Annotated in this window: 1 protein-coding gene; it reads right to left on the bottom strand. The window is 38.9% G+C overall.

Going from position 1 to position 699, the window contains the following annotated elements:
• Nucleotides 1-699 (bottom strand): hypothetical protein (locus B9N65_RS11100; protein WP_180385154.1); only part of this gene is annotated, 699 nt, incomplete at both ends.

Genomic DNA, 699 nt, shown 5'->3' with positions numbered 1-699 from the left:
ATCAAGTGTAAGCGTAGCTTTTGATGAGTCGCTAATATTGCCAGCATCATCAGCAAATCTATACTCTGGAGTCTCATATTTACCATTTCTTAGTTTTTCTATATCGACATTAAATGTAGCTTCAAATCTACCATCTTTGATCATCTCATCAGTGATAGTAACAAATTTAACCCAATTACCTTTGCTATCGATTGACTGGATCACATCACCAGCTTTTATGCTACCGTCTGTTGGGATATCTATTACCCAGTGAGCTTTGCCGTCTTTTATAGCAGCCACTTCAGCAATGCTTAGAACGCCGTTATTATCTGTATCTTCTAAGAATCTTACTTTTGGATTGCCGATAGTTAGATCCACATCTACACTACCAGATACTTCTTTACTAGCATTACCTGCTTGATCAACGATCTTAGCTGTTACGCTTGAGGTTTGACCATCAACTACTGGTACTTTGATCTCTACATGACCAGCTGTCTTATCAGCATTTGTTATAGTATGAGACTGCTCTGTGCCACCATTTACAGTGTATTTGATCACATCGCCTACTACTGCATCTGTTGGGACAGAAATTTTAGCTGTTGTGTTAGCGTTATCACTATCGCTACCGTTTTCAGCTTTATTTAGCTTGCCATCTTTTGGATTGATATCTTCAACAAATGTGATTGTTGGCTCTGATGGAGCTGTATGGTCGTTTGGATG

It is taken from the genome of Campylobacter concisus, from assembly GCF_002165815.1.
GTDB classification, from domain to species: domain Bacteria; phylum Campylobacterota; class Campylobacteria; order Campylobacterales; family Campylobacteraceae; genus Campylobacter_A; species Campylobacter_A concisus_BH.
Note: the sequence above shows the minus strand (reverse complement) of the source record. Positions and strands in the feature narration are given on the sequence as shown.